This is a genomic window from Mesorhizobium sp. P5_C1 (assembly GCF_054049815.1).
Genome location: NZ_JBFULQ010001161.1, coordinates 1 through 892, shown reverse-complemented (window position 1 = coordinate 892; position 892 = coordinate 1). Strand labels below are relative to the sequence as shown.

At 58.7% G+C, this 892-nt stretch carries 1 protein-coding gene; it reads left to right on the top strand.

The features are described from left to right. A partial coding sequence (locus tag ACXJ7R_RS34610) for a tetratricopeptide repeat protein (RefSeq protein WP_457155718.1) occupies positions 1 to 587 on the top strand: 587 nt, incomplete at its 5' end. Positions 588 to 892: the final 305 nt, after the last annotated feature.

Genomic DNA, 892 nt, shown 5'->3' with positions numbered 1-892 from the left:
ATGCGTTCACCAACGACCCTTCCGACRCAAAGGAGCAATGGAAACTGTGCCTCGAACGAGCTTTGGCGCTCGACGCGGGTGATACCCATGCACGCATATGTCTAGCCGAGCTTCGAGCCTTGCAGGGCGATCTCGATGCCACAGCAAGAGAACATGATCTTGCCTTGGCGGCCGCCCCGCACGATGCCGATACCCTCGCCTTGCTTGCCGGAGGAAAGGCGTTYGTGACAGGCGACCCGCGGGAAGGATATGAACTGGCGAAGCGCGCGATCCGTCTCAATCCGTATGTTTCCTGGTACTATAGCATGCTTGGCCGATCGAGCTTCGTTGTAGGTCTCCTCAGGGAGTGCCTGACCGCGTTCAGCCAAGCACCGCCGGACTCGCCTGCAACGCTGCTGTTCCAGGCCATGGCGCACGCCATGCTCGGTGAAACACCCCAGGCAATAAAGATTGCCAACCGGTTGGCGAGAGAATTTCCAAACACTTCGGCCGAAGGGTTTATCGGCTCCTATCCAGTCACCAATCCTCCCGCTATTGCCGCGATCCGAGAGGGTGCCCGCCGCGCGGGGCTGGCAAGCTTCAATTGAGATACCATTGCGGAGACCTCGGCGAGACCAGGCGAATCCTAGCCACAATGCTGATTGCGTATGGTGCCTTAGAGGCTGTCGRCYACGCGCAGGCGCAAAATCTGCTCACCATCATCGCACCAGTCTCCGGTCAGACTGCCGATGGGACGCTCTCCTTTTCCGGGACGGCTTTCGTCAACAGCATTACACGGCGCGGAACTATTAGCGGACAGACCAATACCGGGGTCGAATGCCGAGGGACGGCTATCGTCAATCTTACGTTCTCGCATGGAGAAGRGACGATCGTTTGCGGRCAACTCTCATCC